The 2304-nt window shown below is 51.4% G+C and carries 3 protein-coding genes; 2 read left to right on the plus strand and 1 reads right to left on the minus strand.

All coding sequences use genetic code 11. From position 1 onward, the window contains the following. Positions 1-775: RHS repeat-associated core domain-containing protein (locus GYRE_RS25370; protein ID WP_211248370.1), on the plus strand; the 775-nt coding region annotated here is incomplete at its 5' end. Beyond that, entirely contained in the window at positions 775-1128 is a 354-nt protein-coding gene (locus tag GYRE_RS19955; protein ID WP_245939524.1) for a hypothetical protein, read from the plus strand. The genes GYRE_RS25370 and GYRE_RS19955, both read left to right, overlap by 1 nt. A gap of 138 nt (positions 1129-1266) precedes the next feature. Here the strand turns inward: GYRE_RS19955 and tyrR are convergent. Continuing rightward, on the minus strand, positions 1267-2304 hold a 1038-nt coding region (tyrR, locus tag GYRE_RS19960; RefSeq protein ID WP_038257807.1), incomplete at its 5' end, for a transcriptional regulator TyrR.

Consider the following 2304-nt stretch of genomic DNA (forward strand, 5'->3'; position numbering starts at 1 on the left):
GACGCGCCAGATGGAGCCGGAGTATACGCCGCTGCGCAAAATCCACCTCTATCACTGCGACCACCGTGGCCTGCCGCTGGCGCTGATGCGCCGCGACGGCAGCCCCGGATGGCGGGCCGAATACGACGAATGGGGCACCGTGCTGCGGGAGGATAACCCGGAGGGCCTGGAGCAGCTAATCCGCCTGCCGGGCCAGCAGGCGGATACAGAGACGGGGCTGTACTACAACCGCCACCGCTACTACGACCCGACGGCGGGACGGTATATTACTCAGGATCCGATTGGGTTACAGGGCGGATGGAATCCTTATACTTATCCATTAAATCCGATTCAACATATAGATTCGCTGGGGTTAACACTCGAAGCTGTCAATCTTCCGGGGTTAGGTGGTACTTATCTGGACAATGATTTTTATACACATATTCAGACGTTTATTGATAACGCATCAGCGAATGGTGTTGATTTACATTTTAATAGCGCATACCGCTCACCACAACATCAGAATGCACTTCATAATGACCCAAATGCAATAACTCCAGCAGATCATAGTTTGCATTCATGTGGTTTTGCTGTTGATGTGAACTATTCATCGCTCCCAAATGATGCACAACGAGAAGTGGTTAGAAATGCAGCCACTGCTGCCGGATTGAGTTGGGGAGGGGATTTTCGGCAACCGGACCCACCACATTTTTATATGAATCCACCAATTGATCGGACAACTGCTATTGATAACGCAACTCAAGAATTTCTGAGATTAACAGGGAGCGATCAATAATGAACGTCATGAAAAAAACATTAGTTATCATAATGTTTTTCATGTACCCATTACCCTCATGGGGAATTGATGAGCAATGGATGGTTACTGGTATATACACTGACCTTTCTTTTAATAAGGACACAGGTGACATATTGGGCACGGAAATTATTATTGGATATTCAAATAAAGGATATTGGGCTATGTTCCAATATAGTGAAGGAGAACCATCCCCCCCAGTTGTTGTTGCATTAAAAGTTACCAACCATAAGATTTCATTTAACTTACCACAAAGCATGTCTGAAAGAGGTAGGTTTGATGGTGAGATATTACAAAGTGGTTGGTTGGTTGGTTGGTTGGTGAGTTTAATATAAACAAACAAAAATTAAGCTTAAAGCGAGGTAATAGCTATTGGCAATGAAAGCAGAGGAAAAACAATCATTCAATGAAACTAATGAGAGTTATGTTCGTGGGTAATTTGAAAGCCTCCTCGGAGGCTTTATTTTTAGGTTTTACTCTTCACCTTTCTTCTGGTTCAGACCATATTCCCGCAGCTTATTGGCAATCGCGGTATGCGAAACGCCGAGCCGTTTTGCAAGTTTTCGGGTACTCGGGAAGCTGCGATAAAGCTGGGTCAGCACCGAGCGCTCGAAGCGACGGGTGATGTCGTCCAGCGAACCTTCCATTGCGTCTTCGCCCACCGCCACGGTCGCCGCGTCGTAATCCGGCAGCAGGATGTCCTGCGGACGCAGCTCATAGCCTTCCAGTTGGGTCAGCGCACGATACACCGCGTTTTTCAGCTGACGCACGTTGCCCGGCCAGCCGTAGCGGGTTAAGACATTATTGAGATCGATTGATAGTTTCGGGCGCGCAATGCCCTGCTCATCGGCAAAGCGGGCCACGAACAGCTCGGTGAGCGGCATGATGTCCTGCGGGCGATCGCGCAGCGGCGGAATATTCAGCGTCAGCACGTTCAGGCGATAGTACAGATCTTCGCGGAACATGCCTTTTTGTACCAGCTCAACCAGGTTTTTCTGCGTGGCGCAAATCACGCGCACATCCACATGCACCTCATGATCTTCCCCCACCCGGCGGAAAGTACCGTCGTTGAGGAAGCGCAGTAGCTTCACCTGCATGCCCGGCGACATTTCACCGATCTCATCCAGCAGCACCGATCCACCGTTCGCCTGCTCGAAGAAGCCTTTTTTACCTTCCGGCGCGTGGCCGAAGAGCTCGCTTTCTACCGCATCTTCCGGAATCGAGGCACAGTTCAGCGCCAGATACGGTTTATCGGCCCGCGGGCTGGCAAGATGACAGGCGTGAGCCAGCAGATCTTTACCTGTGCCGGTGTCACCGGTAATAAGCAGCGGCGCGGTGAGCATCGCAAGCTTACGCGCCTGCTCCACCACGTGGCGCATTTTCGGACTGGAGGCGACAATCTGGCTGAAGGCGCTGGTGTCCTGGCTGGTCATGGTCTGTAGCTGGCGTCCCATACGCACGGTGGAGCGCAGCATCGCGACCGCGCCCATCAGCACGCGCGAGGCGTTGCC

The organism is Yokenella regensburgei ATCC 49455, assembly GCF_000735455.1.
Taxonomy (GTDB): Bacteria; Pseudomonadota; Gammaproteobacteria; order Enterobacterales; family Enterobacteriaceae; genus Yokenella; species Yokenella regensburgei.